General features: G+C 40.6%; 15 protein-coding genes and 1 riboswitch. Of the genes, 12 read left to right on the plus strand and 3 right to left on the minus strand.

The annotated features are described in order from the left end of the window. Nucleotides 1–100 precede the first annotated feature (100 nt). The gene (locus AC0SAP_RS00985; RefSeq protein WP_473382430.1) at nucleotides 101–1,381 is read left to right on the plus strand and encodes a PLP-dependent transferase; all 1,281 of its coding nucleotides are present in this window, start codon (nucleotides 101–103) and stop codon (nucleotides 1,379–1,381) included. 33 nt (nucleotides 1,382–1,414) lie between these two features. On the opposite strand, the gene AC0SAP_RS00990 is transcribed toward AC0SAP_RS00985, so the two are convergent. Further along, a complete protein-coding gene (locus tag AC0SAP_RS00990; protein WP_473382431.1) occupies nucleotides 1,415–2,095 on the minus strand; it encodes a response regulator transcription factor in 681 nt (226 codons plus the stop codon). Between the two features lie 429 nt (nucleotides 2,096–2,524). On the opposite strand from AC0SAP_RS00990, the gene AC0SAP_RS00995 reads away from it, so the two are divergent. The 3 genes from AC0SAP_RS00995 to AC0SAP_RS01005 all read left to right on the plus strand — a co-directional run bounded on the left by AC0SAP_RS00995 (nucleotide 2,525) and on the right by AC0SAP_RS01005 (nucleotide 4,379). Further along, nucleotides 2,525–2,962 carry a TOBE domain-containing protein gene (locus AC0SAP_RS00995; protein WP_473382433.1) on the plus strand — a complete coding sequence of 146 codons (438 nt, stop codon included), beginning with the start codon at nucleotides 2,525–2,527 and terminating at the stop codon, nucleotides 2,960–2,962. Between the two features lie 249 nt (nucleotides 2,963–3,211). Next, complete coding sequence (locus AC0SAP_RS01000; RefSeq protein WP_473382435.1) at nucleotides 3,212–3,673, plus strand: META domain-containing protein; 462 nt, start codon at nucleotides 3,212–3,214, stop codon at nucleotides 3,671–3,673. An 88-nt stretch (nucleotides 3,674–3,761) separates the two neighbouring features. Further along, the gene (locus AC0SAP_RS01005) at nucleotides 3,762–4,379 is read left to right on the plus strand and encodes a class I SAM-dependent methyltransferase (protein ID WP_473382436.1); all 618 of its coding nucleotides are present in this window, start codon (nucleotides 3,762–3,764) and stop codon (nucleotides 4,377–4,379) included. A gap of 120 nt (nucleotides 4,380–4,499) precedes the next feature. On the opposite strand, the gene AC0SAP_RS01010 is transcribed toward AC0SAP_RS01005, so the two are convergent. Further along, complete coding sequence (locus AC0SAP_RS01010) at nucleotides 4,500–5,843, minus strand: SLC13 family permease (RefSeq protein WP_353623180.1); 1,344 nt, start codon at nucleotides 5,841–5,843, stop codon at nucleotides 4,500–4,502. A 582-nt stretch (nucleotides 5,844–6,425) separates the two neighbouring features. Here AC0SAP_RS01010 and AC0SAP_RS01015 point away from each other — a divergent pair. From AC0SAP_RS01015 to AC0SAP_RS01045, 7 genes are all read left to right on the plus strand, one after another. After that, nucleotides 6,426–6,965 (plus strand): HdeD family acid-resistance protein, encoded by a 540-nt coding sequence (locus tag AC0SAP_RS01015; RefSeq protein ID WP_286479206.1) that lies wholly within the window; start codon nucleotides 6,426–6,428, stop codon nucleotides 6,963–6,965. 138 nt (nucleotides 6,966–7,103) lie between these two features. Further along, nucleotides 7,104–7,228, plus strand: a riboswitch (FMN riboswitch). Nucleotides 7,229–7,661: 433 nt separating this feature from the next. Next, on the plus strand, nucleotides 7,662–8,897 hold the full coding sequence (gene ribD / locus AC0SAP_RS01020; protein ID WP_473382438.1) for a bifunctional diaminohydroxyphosphoribosylaminopyrimidine deaminase/5-amino-6-(5-phosphoribosylamino)uracil reductase RibD: 1,236 nt from the start codon (nucleotides 7,662–7,664) through the stop codon (nucleotides 8,895–8,897). Next, nucleotides 8,898–9,527 carry a riboflavin synthase gene (locus tag AC0SAP_RS01025; RefSeq protein WP_473382440.1) on the plus strand — a complete coding sequence of 210 codons (630 nt, stop codon included), beginning with the start codon at nucleotides 8,898–8,900 and terminating at the stop codon, nucleotides 9,525–9,527. A gap of 69 nt (nucleotides 9,528–9,596) precedes the next feature. After that, nucleotides 9,597–10,838: a 3,4-dihydroxy-2-butanone-4-phosphate synthase gene (gene ribB, locus AC0SAP_RS01030; protein WP_473382441.1), complete on the plus strand. Its 1,242-nt coding sequence runs from the start codon at nucleotides 9,597–9,599 to the stop codon at nucleotides 10,836–10,838. A 258-nt stretch (nucleotides 10,839–11,096) separates the two neighbouring features. Then, a complete protein-coding gene (ribH, locus tag AC0SAP_RS01035; protein ID WP_286479215.1) occupies nucleotides 11,097–11,561 on the plus strand; it encodes a 6,7-dimethyl-8-ribityllumazine synthase in 465 nt (154 codons plus the stop codon). Between the two features lie 180 nt (nucleotides 11,562–11,741). Beyond that, on the plus strand, nucleotides 11,742–14,417 hold the full coding sequence (acnA, locus tag AC0SAP_RS01040) for an aconitate hydratase AcnA (RefSeq protein WP_286479216.1): 2,676 nt from the start codon (nucleotides 11,742–11,744) through the stop codon (nucleotides 14,415–14,417). 298 nt (nucleotides 14,418–14,715) lie between these two features. Next, nucleotides 14,716–14,937 (plus strand): glycine zipper 2TM domain-containing protein, encoded by a 222-nt coding sequence (locus AC0SAP_RS01045; protein ID WP_473382443.1) that lies wholly within the window; start codon nucleotides 14,716–14,718, stop codon nucleotides 14,935–14,937. Between the two features lie 130 nt (nucleotides 14,938–15,067). Here AC0SAP_RS01045 and AC0SAP_RS01050 read toward each other — a convergent pair whose 3' ends face one another. Continuing rightward, nucleotides 15,068–16,102, minus strand: a complete 1,035-nt coding sequence (locus AC0SAP_RS01050; protein WP_473382445.1) for a CNNM domain-containing protein — start codon at nucleotides 16,100–16,102, stop codon at nucleotides 15,068–15,070. 295 nt (nucleotides 16,103–16,397) lie between these two features. Between AC0SAP_RS01050 and AC0SAP_RS01055 the strand changes: the two genes are divergently transcribed. Continuing rightward, nucleotides 16,398–17,861, plus strand: coding sequence for a catalase (locus AC0SAP_RS01055; protein WP_473382447.1), 1,464 nt, complete (start codon nucleotides 16,398–16,400; stop codon nucleotides 17,859–17,861). Nucleotides 17,862–18,018 lie beyond the last annotated feature (157 nt).

Genomic DNA, 18,018 nt, shown 5'->3' on the forward strand with positions numbered 1-18,018 from the left:
TGGCGGTCATGGAGTATCAATTGTCAATCAGCGGTTATTAGGCACAATGAACAGAATAATAGAGTCCATTTGAGGATGGGAGTAGGGGGAGATATTAAGAATGACAAAGCAAACAGAAAAAGAACAACAAGTATCTACATTAGGGTTTACCAGCAAAATTCTCAATAGTGATAAAAATCATCCTGATATTCACCGATCAATGAATACCCCTATTTATCGAAGTGCTGCTTATGGATTTCCAAATGCTGAAGCGATTGCGGCTGCTTTCCAAAATCGGGAGCATACCCCCTCACATACCTATTCTCGCATCAGTAATCCTACGGTTGAAGCGTTAGAGAATAAGATTAAAGCGATCTCAGGAGCGAGAGATGTCATGATGCTCAGTAGTGGCATGGCGGCAATTTCTAATACCTTTATGGCACTTGCTTATGCTGGCAGTAATATTGTCACCTCTCCCCACCTCTTTGGAAATAGCTTCTCCTTTTTCCAATTTACTTTGGCGGAATTTGGAGTTGAAGTTCGTTTTGTCAATACAGATTCTCCGGCCGAGATTGAAGCTGCGATCGATGAGAATACCGTAGCATTTTTTTGTGAACTTGTGACCAATCCTCACCTTGAAATTGCCGATTTAACCAAGATAAAGCCAATTTTAGTCCGTAAAAAGGTTCCCTTAATTGTCGATACGACTGTTGTTCCTTGGTGTGATTTTGATGCAAGAGCATGGGGAATTGATATTGAGGTTGTCTCCACCACAAAGTATATTTCAGGGGGCGCGACCAGTGTGGGCGGTGCAATCCTCGATTATGGAACCTTTGATTGGTCAGCAAATAGAAGATTAGCGAAAGTGACAAATCCCGAGCCATTTAGCCCTTTTATGTTTAAAATTAAGCGAGAGATCGCCCGTAATTTTGGGGCCTGTCTCGATGCAGATAGTGCTTATGCCCAAATTATGGGGTTAGAGACGCTTAAATTACGTTATCAGGCGATGGGGGAGAGTGCTTATCAATTAGCACAGTTTTTAGAGCAGGAGGCGCAGGTTAAAGCGGTCAATTATCCCAAACTCCCATCATCTTCTTATAAAGCTTTGAGTGATCAATTCTTTAAAAAGTATCCAGGTGCGATGTTAACCTTCAATCTTGCTTCCAAAGAGGCCTGTTTCCAGCTGATGGATGCCTTAAAAATAATCCGTAGAGCTACCAATCTTTTTGATAATCGTACATTGATTATCCATCCGGAATCGACCATTTACGGCACCTTTTCCCCGGAGTTGAAAAAGTTAATGGGGATTGATGAGACGCTACTTCGTCTCTCTGTGGGGCTAGAAGAGTTAGAAGATCTTAAAGCAGATCTTCTTTCTGCGCTGGCAAAACTCTCTTTATAGATCGGTTGCCTCATACCGACTACTTCATATCAACTATTTCATGAGCTCATGACGAACCGCATAGACAGCCGCTTCAACGCGGCTCGATACGGAGAATTTCTTTAAGATATTTTGGACGTGAACCTTTACGGTACTCTCTGATATATGGAGCGCACGGGCAATCTCTTTATTGCTATCCCCTTTAACGAGGTAGGCTAAAATCTCCTCTTCACGGGGGGTTAGTGTCGCGAAGAGAGAGTGCTTATCACTCTCTTCTTGTGGTGTTAAAATTTGAGTCACCAGATCGATAAAGGCTTGCCGATCGACACTTCTGCTTAAGGCGTAGTAACGCTCAATCGGTGCTAGTTGGTGGCGTATCTTTTCTGAAAGTATCTGCTCATGAGCCGCATCAGTGCTATTTTTCTGTGGGTTTCCGATAGAGAATCTCTTTGTCACACCTTCCACCCAGAGAATAATGACCATATCAGGCGATTGAGCGGTGAGATTTTCAAATAACTGTCGCTCTTTTGCACTATTGAGATAGTGTGCATCGATTAAGAGCAGCTCAATCTCAAACATGGTAGCAGGAAGAGAGGTTAAGGATTCAGCCACGACTACCGATGGGCTATTGATCTCTATCTCATTTCTTAAAAGAAAGTCGATTCGTTCACGAAAGAGACGATTAGGGTCGATTAGAACAATCTTGGGCTCTTGTATCACTACACTCTTTTTCATAATAAATTTGGGATTCCTCTCTATCATTGATCGCTCTCCAATCATCTTAGGTTATTTTCCTTAAATTATTTATTAGATCACCATTAGATCAATTATTAGGTTATCCATTAGATCATTTATGAGATTATTTATGAGATTATTTATTAGTATCATCTCGTAATTTAACAATCTTGGAGTAGCGCCTCTCTCTTATGCTATCTCTTTTCTAAATCAATATTTCTTCAATTTTTTCCATAAGTTATGAGATATCGATCGATTCTGTCATAAAGCGGGATCATTATAACCGATTATTCCCAATCTATAACAGCCTTATTGGAGCGTTATCTATCTATAGGGGATTAGGGAGAGAGATGATATTATTAATGACTCGTATGATATCTCGTATTACATTTTGACTATATCGAATTAGATTGAAAAGGAAGGTTTTATATGAGAGCAGTTTCTGCCCGTAATCAGCTTCGTGGTAAGGTGAGCGCTATTATCGAAGGAAGTGTTAATAATGAGGTGATTATTACTTTAGATAATGGTGATGAGATCGTGACTGTTATCACTAAACAGAGTTGTGAATCTTTGGGAATTGTCCCTAGTAAAGTGGTCATCTCCGTGATCAAAGCACCTTGGGTTGTTTTAGCACAAGCAGATGGCAATCTTCGTTTTTCTGCACGTAATCAGTTCTTAGGGCGCGTTGAGAAGTGTGTGAAAGGCGCGGTTAATAGTACTGTCCACTTTGTCACAGAGAAGGGCCTTGGTTTAACAGCAGTGATTACCAATGAGAGCTTTGATGAGATGGAGATTAAAGAGGGCGTAAAAGTTATCGGCCTTATTAAAGCATCTAGCATTATTGTTGCGACAGAGAAAGAGGCTTAAGTAATATAAAGCGAATATAAAGCGGTAGAGATAGAGGGGGAGAAAGATTCTAAAAAAGTAAAGAGATTGTGTATAATCTTTTATTGCTTTAATCTTTACATATTAATATTAGAGAGCATTAGCGGTTTAGGTGCTATTTTCGATACTAATGATCAGTAAGAGATAGCGTGTTACTACTATTTTATTCGATCAAATAGTTGAATCGGATTGAATCGAATTGAATTATATTGAGTTAATAAGGAATCAGAGATGAAAAAGCTTTTATTAGGTGCTGCGGTTCTCTTTGTTGTAGCGGCATGTTCATCAAAAGGAATTACGCCTATGAGCCAATTAGATACAAAAATTGCAACAGTTCCAGAATTGCAACATCATGATTATCAATTAGTATCTGTGAATGGTAAAGCCTTCGAAGCAGGTAAAAATGAAGCGGCGCCAACAATTGCATTTAGTCAAGATATGCGTGTAACAGGAACAATGTGTAATAACTTCTTTGGTCAAGCAACGCTCTCTAATCGTGGTGTTTTACGTGCTCAAGGTGTAGGAATGACTCGTATGCTCTGCACAGACCCTCTTCTTAATCAACTCGATAGTGACATTGCTCAGCTCTTAGAAAATGGTGCTGAAGCAGTTGTTTCTGCTGATGGTCAATTCTTAAGATTATCAAATACAACGACTCAATTAGAGTTTAAACTCGTTGATAAAGTCAAATAGTTATCGTTTCTAGTTTATGCTGGAAAAGTTAAGTTAATGGGGAGGTGATCTATAATAGATCACCTTTTTCATCAATGAAGGAGTAGATATGAAATCACATTGGAATGAGCGTTTCTCTCAAGAAGCTTATCTCTATGGAAAGGCACCGAATCAATTTATTCGTGAGATCAATCAGAAGATCAATCTTAAAGGGGATATTTTAGCGATCGCAGAGGGAGAGGGAAGAAATGCTCTCTATATCGCTAAAGAGGCTGTCGCCGCCGAAGAGCCGATTAAAATTGAGGTGTGGGATTATTCTGATGTGGCACTAGAGAAGATCAATCAACGCAAGGAGGATCTTCCTATTGAGACAAGAGAGGTGGATTTAACAGAAGTGATCTGGCCGGAAAATCGTTATGATGCGGCGATCTGTGTTTATGGACACTTTGCCAAAGAGATGCAAGAAAAGGTCTTCCAAGGCTTACGTCAAAGCGTTAAATCTGGTGGGTGGATTGTTGGGGAGGTCTATTCAGAAGAGCAGATTCCTTATCAATCTGGAGGCCCTCGAAATCAAGATTATCTCTACTCTCCATCACTCTTTACAAGGCTCTTTGCAGAGGATTTTATTCGCCATCTCTATGTCGGAGAGGTTATGCGTGAAGAGGGAGCATTACATCGAGGAATCTGTCACGTTATCCAATTTGCGATTCAGCTGCGCAAAGCGTAATAAAAAGAGGAGCAATATCATTATTGCTCCTCTCCCGCTTTCTTATAGAGAAGAGCTGATTTAAGAAGAAGGTTAGCGTAGAAATCAGCATAAAAACTCGTATAAAAATTCGTATAAAAATTAGAGTAGGAAGAAGTAAGCATAGATGGTTAAGATACCAACACAGCAGAGGTTGAGAATACCGCCGGCGAACATCATATCGCGCTGTTTTAAGTGACCAGTACCGAAAACAATGGCATTTGGTGGTGTTGCGATTGGCAACATAAAGGCACATGAAGCACCTAAGCCGATCATCAATACTAATACCTCTTCTGGCATTCCCATCTCTGCAGCTACTGCGGCAAATACCGGTACTAAAAGTGCAGCTGATGCGGTATTACTGGTGAATTCAGTAAGGATAATAATAAAGATCACAACAATAAAGATGACCACTAAAGGATGTGAGCGGCCAAAGAGATCAGCAACTGTATTGCCTAAGATCTCTGAAGCGCCTGAGCTTCCTAATACGGCACTTAAGGTTAATCCACCGCCAAAGAGGAAGAGAACTCCCCAATCTGTATTTTCAGAAACCTCTTGCCATGAAGCTAAGCCTAAAACTACTACGGCAATAGCACAGGTAATTGCAACATATGTATCAGGAGAGCTGATCCCGAGATGCTTTTGAATGTAAGAGCCGCTAATCCATGCAATTGCTGTGACGATAAAGAGTACCGTGGCAATAATACGGGGAAGGGTCCAAGGAATAACCTCATCTGTGACATTGATTCGCATATTGAGCTTTGGCTTAAAGATAATGTAGAGCACAATAAACATCACTGGCATTAAGACAACCATCATAGGAATTCCTACTAGGAACCAATCATCAAAACTATAGTTGAGTGCTTTTGCTGCGATCGCATTAGGAGGCGATCCCACCAATGTTCCAAGTCCGCCGATACTTGCGGAGTAGGCAATTCCGAGCAAGATAAAGATAAAAGTCCCGCGCTCTTTAGAGAAATCGAGATTACTCATAATCCCAAGTGCAAGTGGAAGCATCATTGCCGCCGTTGCTGTATTACTAATCCACATCGATAAGCCGGCAGTGACAAAGAAGAGAGAGAAGACGGTGACACCAAGATGTCCTTTGGAGAGACGAATCATAAAGAGGGCGATCTTTCTATCAATTTTTTGCATATGAAGCGCAGTTGCCAGGGCAAATCCTCCAAAGAAGAGGAAGATGATAGGATCTGCAAAACTCGTTAATGAGCTTTTTAGAGTGATCGACTCCGGTACCCCTAACAGAACTGCAGAAAGCGGCACTAGTAGTGCTGTGATCGTGGTATGAACAATCTCTGTTAACCAGAGAGCACCGATAAAAAAGAGAATCACAAGCCCTTTATTAGCTTGCTCTGTAAAGGGAAGAAAGCGATAGATGACAGCACAAATAGCTACTATAATCGCGATCCCCACGACAGATTTAATCACCTTTGCTAGATTGAAACGAGATAGCTCCTCAGCTAGCAAGTCTGGATTTTGTGCGGAACTTGCCACAGTATACTCCTTTAATATTAATAAATAATAGGTATAAAAATAGTCACACCTTACTGATCATTCTATTGAAATAGATATTGTTATTGCTTTAAGCATCGATCTTTATAGTGGATCGTGATCACGATTGCAAACATCTATCTAATAATTTGCCAGAAACTTGCGAAGTATCTATGAGATATTGTGCAATTTTAACGTGAATTTATTACTTTTATGACAGAGAGATCACCGCCTTTATGCTCCTTTATATTCCTTTATGATAAGGTATGAAGCTTATCTTTCGCCTCAATATCTCTGCTATGTTTGACCTTAGTAACAGGTGAAAGAATTATCGCGAATTATCATATATATATCTGTAATAAATTGTTATAATCTACGAATATTTTTATATATCTTTCATATTCGATTTATACGTGACTTATACGTAGTTTATATATGATTTGTATGTGATCTGTATGCACGTGGTGTGCATTTTATCTACATTTTTATAACAGCTATACTCTTAGGGAGTTTTACAAAATGGAAAGAGCAATTAAGAATTGGTGGATGTGGGTCTTGATGGGGATTCTCTACATCATTATGAGTGGTTATCTATTTATCAGCCCCTTAACAAGTTTTATTGTCTTATCACAATTTATGGTAGCGTTCTTCTTTGTAACGGGGATCTTTGAAGTGATCTATTCACTGACCAATAGACATGTAGAAGGTTGGGTCTTCAATCTTATTATGGGGATTTTACAGGTCTTTATCGGTGCTTATCTCATTAAACATGCTAATGAAGGCCTACCAGAGATGATGATGATCTTCCTCTTTATGTTCTGGTTAATCTTTTACGGTATCTCTGCTATCACTTTCTCATTTAGTCTTAAGAAAATGGGGGTTGATAGCTGGTGGTTAACATTAGTTATTGGTATTTTAGGACTTCTTTTAGGGCTCTCAATGTCTTACTCACCGCTTAATAGTATCTCGATTATTACTACATTGATTGGTGCATATGCTTTAGTAGCAGGGATTTATAGCCTCTTCTTCGGTTTTGCAATCCGCCGCCACAGAGCATAATCTTCTTGAGAGAATCCCCCTAAAAACGGGGTAGAAGGGAAGAGTTTTTATAAGAATAGAGCCTCTAATTGCCTCCAATTAATTGGAGGCTCTTTTTTTTTATCGAAAGAAAGGGTATAGTACCTAAACAGGTTTTAAATTTATCTTTGGGGCAGGGTGAGAGAATTTCTCGATTCCCGACCGGCGGTGATAGTCCGCGAGCGTAAGCTGATATTGGTGCAATTCCAAAACCGACAGTATAGTCTGGATGGTAAAAGATAAATGATTTGCTAAAGCAATATTTTATATTGAGTTGTATCTTAGTTGAGTTTATTTTAATCGGTTATTTCAGTGTTCATCTTAATGCTCATCTTGTATGCCCATCTTTCATGGTGAGAGATAGCAGAAAGAGTTGAAATAAGCGTATGATCTTCTCCATGCTCTTAGAGAGTATTATGTATAGAGAGCAATAGAGAACTTGATCTTTCTGATACTATCGTAAGATCCTCTAGGAGATAATCAGCTCTCACAGCTGATAAGATCAATGATCTTAAGCCGTTTTAGCTAAGCGATATCTTCTCAATGACTATAACTTGTTGTTATCGATATCGTCTATTAGAGATTATGTGATAGCCATAGATATAGATATAAGAGACTTTAACAGACATCTATCCCGAATCGTTAAAAGCCCCAAGCAGATTGCAAGGGGCTTTTTTAATGCAAAAATCAGAGCAGAGATCAGATCAGACATCGGTCGAAAGAGATCAGGCGCAATATCAGGCTTCAGGCGAAGCGTTAGAGCAAGAGTTTGAGCAGAATGTCGATCAGAGTTTAAGTCAAAAAGAGATTGATCGTACCTATCTTTTAGAAGCGGTTAAGCTTGCAGAGCGTGGTTATGGTGCAGTCTCACCTAACCCCTATGTCGGGGCATTACTGGTCAAAGAGGGCGAGATCATCGGCCGCGGTTATCATCAATATGCTGGAGGTGCTCATGCAGAAGTGAATGCTGTGCAAGATGCACTTGATCATGGCTATCAACTCGCGGGAGCAACACTCTATGTCACGTTAGAACCTTGCTGTTTTAGAGGGAAGACAGGCGCTTGTACAGATCTCATTTTAAAGAGTGGCATTCGACGCGTTGTCACGGCGATGGAGGATCCTAATCCCGCCGTTGCCGGTAAAGGGCATCAAATTTTACAGGATGCCGGCATTGAGGTCGTTACCAATCTTCTTACTGATCAGGGGGAGAGACTCATTGAAATTTTTAGCCACAATCAGCGCTACCAAAAGAGCTTTGTTACTTTAAAGGCTGCTTTGAGCCTCGATGGTAAATTGGCAACTAAGCGACGCGATTCACAATGGATTACCGGTGAGGCTGCTCGTAAACGAGCGCACTACTATCGAGGATTGCACGATCTTATACTGATTGGGAAGGGAACACTTCTAGCCGATAATCCATCACTGACGGTACGTTATGGTTATGAGACTAAAGCGCCCACGCGACTATTGATGCTCAACAATTTTGTGGGTATTACCGAAGAGATCATCACTCAATATCACTTCTTTAATATCAATTTAGCCCCTTCGCTGATTCTCTATGATGCTGGGAATCCTCCTAGCCACTCATTAGAAGCGCTATTAAAAGCAAAAGGGGTTGAAGTAGTGCCACTTGCCGAGATCACTCCTCAATCCGTTTTAGAATATATCTTTAATGCCGGTTTTATGAGTCTCTTTATTGAAGGTGGCGCCGGCATTTATGATGCCTTTATCAGCGCCGATTGTGTTGATCAATATCTTCTCTTCTATGGACCTAAATTGATTGGAAGCCCAAAAGCTTTAGAGCTGTGGCAATCGAGCAGTATCGAGCAATTAAGCGATGCACCACTTGTAACAATTGAATCAGTTGAACTACTTGAAGAATCATTTTTAACCGTCGCAAGAAGGAGACGTTAGATGTTTACAGGAATTATTGAAGAGCGTGGAAAAATTATCGCAATGAATCATCATCACAATATCTCTAGACTCACCTTCAGTGCAAAAGTGGTTTTAGGGGATGTTAAATTGGGTGATAGCATCGCCGTAAATGGCGTCTGTTTAACGGTGACAGAGTTTGGGGATGATTATTTCAAAGCAGACTTGATGCCGGAGACACTCAAGCGGACAGGATTTGATCAATATCAGGTGGGAACCCTTGTCAATTTAGAGCGCGCCCTTCGAATGGGCGATCGCTTAGGAGGACACATGGTGAGTGGCCATATCGATGGTGAGGCAAAGCTCTTAAGAGTGGATGATCTTGGTGATATTCGCGAGCTCACTTTTGAATTGAAGGATTCCCATGAAGGACTGATTATCCCTAAAGGCTCTATTGCAATCGATGGGATCAGCTTAACGATTATCTCTGTGACAGATCGCTCCTTTAAAGTAGGAATTATCCCTCACACATTTGAGAATACCAATCTAGAGAAGTTGAAGATTGGGGGAAGAGTCAATATTGAGTTCGATATGATCGGTAAATATATTAAGGCACAACAACAAGAGCGTAAAAGCCTGCAATATGAACAACTCTCCAATTGGGGTTATTAAAAGTTTGAACATCATATTTTTATTTTATACACCTTTAAAACACCTTTAGAAAATTAGGTAGGAAACCAGATGGCAACAATATTTCAAGAAGTAGGTTCTGTCGCAAAAGTGAGAGAAGCAATTGAATTTATGAAGAAAGGGGGGATGATCATTGTCACCGATGATGCCTCTCGTGAAAATGAGGGAGATCTCATTATGCCCGCAGAGACCGTTACTCCTGAAGATACTAACTTTATGATTCGTCATGCCGGCGGATTGATCTGCGCACCCATTTCACAAGCATATGCAGATCGTTTAGCGCTCACCCCTATGGTGGTGGATAATCGTGACCCTTATAAAACGGCATTTACTGTTTCGATCGATCTAGCGACAACCCATACCGGAATCTCAGCATTTGAGAGAACAGAGACGCTCAATGCCTTAGCAGATGAGCGTAAAACCGGTGCTGACTTTAATCGCCCAGGCCATATCTTCCCCTTAATTGCGAAAGCAGGTGGTGTGTTAGAGCGTCGTGGTCATACTGAAGCTGCTGTTGATATTGTGACTTTAGCCGGTTTTAAACCCGCCGCTGTTATTTGTGAAATTTTAAAAGAGGATGGGGAGATGGCTCGCGAGAGTGATCTGATCCCTTATGCTAAAGAGCATGGCTTACCAATCATCTCGATTCAGGATATTGTCAATTATCGTTTGATGTTAGAGGATGAATCTCTTCTGATGCCATTGAGTGAAGCGACATTACCTACCGAGTATGGCACCTTTAAGATCTACTCCTTTCCTAATAAAAATGGGGGAGAGCCTCATATGGCGCTCTGTTCAGCTCTTCAAACGCATCAAGCAGAGAAGAATCATCAGGAAGCGACGGTACGAATCCATTCTGAATGTTTAACGGGAGATGTTTTTTCATCACTCAAATGTGATTGCCATGCGCAATTAGCTTTTGGATTGGAAGAGACAGCAAAAGCGGAGAATGGCATTCTTCTCTATCTGCGACAAGAGGGAAGAGGAATCGGTATTGTGGAGAAGCTGAAAGCCTATAAATTGCAAGAAGAGGGGTATGACACCATTGCCGCAAATCAGCTCTTAGGTCATGGTGCTGATGAACGTACCTATGATGAGGCGGCGGCGATTTTAAAGTTTTTTGGTGTTAAAAAGGTCAATCTTCTCACTAATAACCCCGATAAAATTGCTGCGCTTAAAACTGCAGGAATAGAGGTTAAAGAAGGGGGGACGCCTCGATTTGAGACGGCAGAAAATAGTGATTATTTAGATGTTAAGCGAGATCATATGGGGCATAAAGGGCTTACTCGTTAATTAATATAATAAAATATAATAAGTTTATCTCTTGAGTATATTACCTTGAATAAAGAGTATCGTGCTTTAGCGGGATTAGAGAGCTAGATATTAATAACTATCGATAACAACTATCGATAATGACTATTGATTAAGTGTGATAGCTCAAGGGCTAGAGATTAAAATTCGTTTTTAGAAGTTAGAAGTTAGAAGTTAGAAGTTAGAAGCTAGAGATTAGATATTTGAGATTCAATATTCGATATAAAAAGTGAGGAAAAGATGAAAGTATTAGAAGGTCAATTAAGTATTCAAGGTAAAAAGATTGCGATTGTTGCAGGGCGCTTCAATAGCTTGATTACCAAGCAGTTGATTGAGGGAGCAAGAGATGGCTTAGTACGAAGCGGTATCTCTGAAGAAGATATTACTCTCGCCTGGGTTCCTGGAGCCTATGAGATCCCTCTTATTGCGAAAAAATTTGCAGAAAAGAGCGATATTGATGCTGTGATCTGTTTAGGTGCTGTCATTCGTGGTGCTACTGCCCATTTTGAATATGTTGCCGGTGAAGTTGCAAAAGGGGTAAGCCGTGTTGGTTTAGAGAGTGGTAAACCTGTGATGTTTGGTGTTTTAACTGTCGATACCATTGAACAAGCGTTAGAGCGTGCTGGTACAAAAGCAGGAAATAATGGTTTTGCTGCGGCGATGGGTGTTGTGGAAATGTTAAGCCTTATTGATGAAATCATTTAGCATGCAAGAGTGTTTTTAAGGTTTCCTTTTATTGTGTAATCTTGCTATCATGGGCGCGGAATAAGGTGCAATAACAAAGAACAATAAAAGAGAATAAAAACAAAGTTATTGATAAAAGCCTTAATATCAAGTTTTTAAAGGATTTAGCAGACTATTTTTTTATTAACTTAGGAGGTCAACATGAGTAATGTAAACTCATTAAATACTCTCTCTACCTTAAAAGTAGGGGATAAAGAGTATCACTACCACTCAATCAAGAAAGCTGAAGAGAAATTAGGTGATCTTTCTCGTTTACCGAAATCGATGAAAGTTCTTTTAGAGAACTTACTCCGTTTTGAAGATAACGTTACAGTGAATGCTGACGATATCGCTGCAATTGGTGAGTGGGCTAAAAACCGCACATCTAAGCGTGAAATTCAATATCGCCCTGCACGTGTTTTAATGCAAGACTTTACCGGTGTACCTGCTGTTGTTGACTTAGCAGCAATGCGTGACGCGATGGTTAAAGCAGGTGGCGATGCAAAACATATCAATCCATTAGCACCAGTAGACCTTGTTATCGACCACTCAGTCATGATCGATAAGTTTGGTACAGATTCAGCGTTCGAAGAGAACGTTAAGCTCGAGATGGAGCGTAATGGTGAGCGTTATGAGTTCCTTAAGTGGGGTCAAAATGCATTTGATAATTTCCGCGTCGTTCCACCCGGAACAGGAATCTGTCACCAAGTTAACCTTGAGTATCTTTCACAAGTGGCGTGGACCAATGAGAAAGATGGTAAAACTTGGATTATGCCAGACACATGTGTAGGAACTGACTCTCATACACCAATGGTGAATGGTCTTTCAGTACTTGCATGGGGTGTGGGTGGTATCGAAGCGGAAGCGGCGATTCTTGGTCAGCCTATCTCAATGGTGATCCCTGAAGTGATCGGTTTTAAATTAACCGGTAAATTGAAAGAGGGTGTCACTGCAACGGACTTGGTTTTAACAATTGTTGAAATGCTCCGTAAAAAAGGTGTTGTTGGTAAATTTGTTGAGTATTATGGTGATGGACTTAAAGAGCTTCCATTAGCAGACCGCGCAACAATCTCTAACATGGCGCCTGAGTATGGTGCTACGGTTGGTTTCTTCCCAGTAGATCAAATCACACTTGATTATATGCGTCTAACAGGTCGTGATGAAGAGGTTATCGCACGTACAGAAATCTATGCAAAAGAGCAAGGTTTCTGGGGTAATGATCATGATGAGCCGGTATTTACAGATACACTTGAACTTGATCTTGGTAGCGTAGAGCCAAGCATGGCAGGTCCTAAGCGTCCTCAAGACCGTGTCACTTTACCAAATCTTAAATCAGCATTTGATAAATTTGTTGAAGATTCAAAAGAAGATATCACCCTTTCTGCAGATATTACTTTAGATGGTAAAACAGAGACTCTCAATCAAGGGGATGTTGTTTTCGCTGCAATCACATCATGTACGAATACCTCTAACCCAAGCGTTATGATGGCAGCAGGTTTAGTTGCAGAAAAAGCAGCAAAACTTGGTTTGACACGTAAGCCATGGGTGAAAACCTCTTTAGCACCTGGTTCTAAGGTGGTTAGCGAGTATCTTGATAAAGCAGGCTTAACAAAATATCTTGATGAAGTTGGTTTCAACTTAACAGGTTATGGTTGTACGGCTTGTATCGGTAACTCAGGTCCATTAATTAAAGAAGTGGGTGAGGCGATTGATCAAAACGACTTCACAATGGCTGCTGTTATCTCTGGTAACCGTAACTTTGAAGGCCGTATCCATCCACAGATCAAAACAAACTGGATCGCTTCACCACCATTAGTCGTTGCATTTGCGATTGCAGGTACAACACGTATCGATATCTCAAAAGATCCGATCGCTCAAGATAAAGATGGTAATGATGTTTACCTCAAAGATATCTGGCCTTCAAATCATGAGATTGCAGAAGCAGTTGCAAAAGTTGATGGCACAATGTTCCGTAAAGGTTATGAAGGTGTCTTCGACGGTGATGCTCACTGGCAGGCGCTTGATGTTGATAAGACAGAGACATTCCAATGGAATGAGAAATCTACTTATGTTCAACATCCTCCATACTTTGAGAAGATTGACCAACCGGTTGAAGCTGTTAAATCAATCGAAAATGCAAATGTACTTGCATACTTTGGTGACTCAATCACCACAGACCATATCTCTCCAGCAGGGGTAATTATGGCAGGTTCACCAGCAGGTCTCTATCTCCAAGATAAAGGGGTACAACCAAAAGACTTTAACTCATACGGTTCACGTCGTGGTAACCATGAAGTAATGATCCGTGGTACTTTTGCTAATATCCGTATTCGTAACAAGATGTTAACAGATGTTGAGGGTGGATATACGAAGCATATCCCTTCAGGCGAAACAATGCCTATCTATGATGCGGCGGTGCGTTATGCTGAAGAGAACACCCCATTAATCGTTCTTGCGGGTAAAGAGTATGGTTCAGGTTCAAGCCGTGACTGGGCAGCTAAAGGTCCAAACCTTTTAGGTGTTAAAGCCGTTATTGCTGAGAGCTATGAGCGTATTCACCGTTCTAACTTAATCGGTATGGGTATCCTTGCACTTCAGTACAAAGATGGCCAAAATGCTGAGAGCTTAGGTTTAACGGGTGAAGAGTCATTCTCAATTGCGTTAAATGATGATATTAAGCCAGGTCAAGATATCGAAGTTGTAGCACGTAAAGCAGATGGTAGTGAGGTGAAATTCACTGTTCTTTGCCGTATCGATACTCTTAATGAAGTAGATTACTACAAATCAGGCGGTATCTTACATTACGTTCTTCGTGAGATGATCAAAGAGCATAAATAGTCGGTTACTACTTAAACTGGTTATTATTTAGAGAGAAGAGATGCAGATTCTTGCATCTCTTTTTCTGTTTTATGTGATAATATTAAATGAAAGTTAGTCGTAAAATTAAGCATTAAACTCACAGTTAAACTTAACTGTTAAATTCATAGTTAAATTCAGGGTTAAACTCATTATCAAGTAAAGATCTCATAAAAGATGAAGTGATCGATCGAGTCGAGATGAAAGAGAGAGATCAATATCAATCTGTTAGTAATTGAGTAATTTAGGATAATGATAATTAAGGGTAATAAGGAGAAATATGATGAAGTTAATGACAAAAATGGCTTCTTTATTGGCAATCGCTACTGTTGTAACAGCCTGTTCTACTTGGGATGGGATGAGCAGTAAGGAGAAGGGTATGGTTATCGGCACAGGTGCAGGCGCAGTTGCTGGTGCAGCAGTTACAGATACAATCTTAGGAACCGGTATTGGCGCTGCTGTTGGTGGTGTTATCGGTAATGAAGTCGGTAAGGCGCTCTAATATTTTTTAAAATTGATGATTCTTTACTGAATCGATAGTTGCGATTTGCGCAATCAATAAACCCGTAGAGTATCAACTATTCTACGGGTCTATCTTTATGCTGATTATTTCATGATTATTTCACGATCATTTATTGATCTTTATGGGGTAACTCACTATTTTGGCGGCTCTCCCAACGCTTTTTAGCAAGAAGGCGCATATCGGGCACAATATCATGCTCATCAAGAATTTCTTCACCAATCAGTTTCTCTAAGATATCTTCTAAGGTGATAATACCGAGCCATGTCCCATACTCATCATAGATAAAAGCAAGATGTTGCTGCTCATCGAGAAGTTTACGAAATGCATTTTTAACACTGATTGTATCGGGAAAGACTAAGGGCTCTTCTGCAAGATCCATAATTCTTTCTCCCTCTTGCGCAACTTTTAGGAGATCATGCCGGAAGAAGACCCCTAAGGGATTCTCCGCATCATCAATAATGGGGTATCGTGAAAATTGATGCTTCTCAATCAGATCGGTCAAATTCTCAGGGTCGATATCGGGCTTAATTGCAGTTGTCACAACACGTGGTGTCATAATTGAAGTGATATCAACTTCATTGAGATCTAAGACATTAGCGATCACCTGTTGCTCTTTTGTCTCTATCTTGCCAAGCTCTTTAGCAAGTTGTGATAGCGCTTTAATCTCTGCTCGTAGATTGATCTCCTCTTTATGATTACCAATAATACGCAAAATTCGATCAGAGAGCCAGATAAAGGGGCGTAGAAGAAGAATCATCGGATTGAGGATCTTTGGCAATGCCGGCGCTATTTTTCGCCAATATTTTGCCCCCAATACTTTAGGGATAATCTCTGAAAGGATCAGAATCAGAATCGTCATAATCGCCGAGGCGATACCTAAGTAATGGCTACCATAAAGTGCTGTCACTTGAGCGCCAACGCCGGCAGCGCCTGCTGTATGTGCAATTGTATTGAGCGTTAGAATCGCAACTAATGGCCGGTCGATCTTATCTCTTAATGCCTTTAGTGCAATATAGAGCTGTGGCGAGCGACTCTTCTGTTGTGAGATAAAAGTGGGGGTTAATGAGAGTAGGCTTGCCTCTAAAATAGAGCAGAGAAATGAGACTGCAATCGAAATAACAACGATAAAAATGAGTATAACCATAGTGACTCTAAAAAGAAAAGAAGTAACAATTATAACGAATTATTCTCCTATTTGTTGTGGTAATCATCTGACCCCTTTTTTGGCGGAAATCGCTCAGAATCAGCGATAAATAAAAGTTATGAAGATCTTTTTAATAAGATTAAAGAGTGTTATTAATATAATTCATTTTTATAATTGCAGATGAACTATTATGCTATAGTTATTGAGCGATAAGGCTCAATAGTCAGAGCTTAAGTAAAAAGCTTAATTGATGAGACTTAACCGAACTCTTTAACTTCAGCAGAAGGATAACTTTATGAGCGATAAAAAATATTTTACGACCGCAGCAGGCGCACCTGTAGCTAATAACCAAGATTCTTTAACTGCAGGTCGTCGTGGACCGATGTTACTACAAGATGTCTGGTTCTTAGAGAAATTAGCCCACTTTGATCGTGAAGTTATTCCTGAGCGCCGGATGCATGCAAAAGGATCAGGAGCTTTTGGGAAATTTACTGTAACACATGATATTACCCAATATACCAGCGCTAAAATCTTCTCTGAGATTGGGAAAGAGACAGAGATGTTTGCTCGCTTTTCAACAGTTGCCGGAGAACGTGGTGCCGCAGATACAGAGCGTGATATTCGTGGATTTGCACTTCGCTTCTATACCGAAGAGGGGAACTGGGATTTAGTGGGTAATAATACACCGGTCTTCTTCTTCCGTGATCCATTAAAATTCCCCGATCTTAATCATGCGATTAAGCGTGATCCCCATACCAATATGCGTTGCCCTAATGCTAACTGGGATTTCTGGACCTCTCTGCCAGAGGCACTTCATCAAATTACCATTACAATGAGTGATCGCGGTATTCCAAAATCATACCGTCATATGCATGGGTTTGGTAGCCATACCTTTAGCTTTATCAATAAAGAGAAGGAGCGTTTCTGGGTCAAATTCCACTTCCAAACACGTCAGGGAATTGAGAATTTAACGGATAGTGAAGCAGAGAAGATTATTGGTAAAGATCGTGAAGCGAGTCAGCGCGATCTTCATGATGCTATTAAAAAGGGTGATTATCCAAAATGGGATATGTTTATTCAGGTAATGACGCTTGAAGAGGCAGAGAAGATGCCATACAACCCATTTGACCTTACAAAAGTTTGGTATAAGAAGGATTTTCCATTGATTCCTGTGGGTACATTTGAGCTTAACCGCAATCCGGATAACTACTTCCAAGATGTTGAGCAAGCGGCATTTAACCCTGCGCATGTTGTTCCTGGTATCGGTTTTTCACCTGATAGAATGTTACAAGGACGACTCTTCTCTTATGGAGATGCCCAGCGTTACCGCTTAGGGGTGAACCATCATCAGATTCCTGTAAACTCCCCTAAATGTCCAGTTCATAGTTACCATCGCGATGGTGCAATGCGAGTGGATGGTAACCAAGGTCGCCGTATTGCTTATGAACCCAATAGCTATAGTGAGTGGACAGAAGCACGCCATCTTGAAGAGCCAGAACTCGATCTTATTGGACCTGCAACTCGCTGGGACTTCCGTGAGGATGATAATAATTACTTTGAGCAGCCTGGAAAACTATTCCGCTTGATGACACCAGAAGAGCAACAACGTCTCTTTGATAACACTGCTCGTAATATGGGTGATAGTGAAGAGCATATTAAAAAGCGCCATATCTACCACTGCTACCAAGCTGATCCGGCTTATGGTACCGGCGTGGCAGAAGCTTTAGGAATTGATATTAAGAGTGTTATTACAGCATAATTGATGTAAACTAACACGGCTGAGATCTGATCGATTGTTAAATATTTCGCCCTCTCCTCTTTGGATAATTTTAGAAGAGGAGAGATCAGATCCAGGAGTGATTTGAGTGAAAGGGGGATGTAGTAATCCCTCTTATTGGAAATGCCCCATTTCTACA

The organism is Ignatzschineria sp. PL_is040, from assembly GCF_055813795.1.

Coding starts and splice junctions, on each gene's coding strand:
- AC0SAP_RS00985 (WP_473382430.1), top strand. CDS start 101: ATGACAAAGCAAACAGAAAAAGAACAACAAGTATCTACATTAGGGTTT.
- AC0SAP_RS00990 (WP_473382431.1), bottom strand. CDS start 2,095: ATGAAAAAGAGTGTAGTGATACAAGAGCCCAAGATTGTTCTAATCGAC.
- AC0SAP_RS00995 (WP_473382433.1), top strand. CDS start 2,525: ATGAGAGCAGTTTCTGCCCGTAATCAGCTTCGTGGTAAGGTGAGCGCT.
- AC0SAP_RS01000 (WP_473382435.1), top strand. CDS start 3,212: ATGAAAAAGCTTTTATTAGGTGCTGCGGTTCTCTTTGTTGTAGCGGCA.
- AC0SAP_RS01005 (WP_473382436.1), top strand. CDS start 3,762: ATGAAATCACATTGGAATGAGCGTTTCTCTCAAGAAGCTTATCTCTAT.
- AC0SAP_RS01015 (WP_286479206.1), top strand. CDS start 6,426: ATGGAAAGAGCAATTAAGAATTGGTGGATGTGGGTCTTGATGGGGATT.
- ribD (WP_473382438.1), top strand. CDS start 7,662: ATGCAAAAATCAGAGCAGAGATCAGATCAGACATCGGTCGAAAGAGAT.
- AC0SAP_RS01025 (WP_473382440.1), top strand. CDS start 8,898: ATGTTTACAGGAATTATTGAAGAGCGTGGAAAAATTATCGCAATGAAT.
- ribB (WP_473382441.1), top strand. CDS start 9,597: ATGGCAACAATATTTCAAGAAGTAGGTTCTGTCGCAAAAGTGAGAGAA.
- ribH (WP_286479215.1), top strand. CDS start 11,097: ATGAAAGTATTAGAAGGTCAATTAAGTATTCAAGGTAAAAAGATTGCG.
- acnA (WP_286479216.1), top strand. CDS start 11,742: ATGAGTAATGTAAACTCATTAAATACTCTCTCTACCTTAAAAGTAGGG.
- AC0SAP_RS01045 (WP_473382443.1), top strand. CDS start 14,716: ATGATGAAGTTAATGACAAAAATGGCTTCTTTATTGGCAATCGCTACT.
- AC0SAP_RS01050 (WP_473382445.1), bottom strand. CDS start 16,102: ATGGTTATACTCATTTTTATCGTTGTTATTTCGATTGCAGTCTCATTT.
- AC0SAP_RS01055 (WP_473382447.1), top strand. CDS start 16,398: ATGAGCGATAAAAAATATTTTACGACCGCAGCAGGCGCACCTGTAGCT.